At 58.6% G+C, this 377-nt stretch carries 1 protein-coding gene; it reads left to right on the top strand.

The annotated features are described in order from the left end of the window. Nucleotides 1-377, top strand: a 377-nt coding sequence (locus tag KGQ19_RS48950; protein WP_212022536.1) for an AMP-binding protein, incomplete at both ends; no start/stop codon positions are given.

Below are 377 nucleotides of genomic sequence, written 5' to 3'. Positions count from 1 at the left end.
TGGATCTGGTGGTGGCTTTTCTTGCGGTGGTGAAGGCTGGGGCTGCTTATGTTCCGTTGCCTGCTTCGTATCCGCTTGGGCTGGCTTTGGATGTGGTTCGGGACATGGAGCCGGTCGTGTTGTTGACCGATGTCGCGTTGCGGGACAGTGAGGTGGTTTGCGGCATTGCCGAGGCGGGTCTGCCGGTGCTCACGGTGGATGCCTTGGAGGATGCTGAGTATCAGATGGCGCGGGGCTCGGTGGATGGCGTTGGTTTCGCGGGTCTTGATCAGGTTGCTTATGTGATGTTCACGTCTGGTTCGACGGGTGTGCCGAAGGGTGTGTCGATTAGTCAGCGGAATGTTTTGGCGTTGGTGGATGATGGTTGTTGGCGGGGT

Source organism: Catenulispora pinistramenti (assembly GCF_018274385.1).
Lineage (GTDB): Bacteria > Actinomycetota > Actinomycetes > Streptomycetales > Catenulisporaceae > Catenulispora > Catenulispora pinistramenti.
This window is presented reverse-complemented; position numbering and strand designations above follow the sequence as displayed.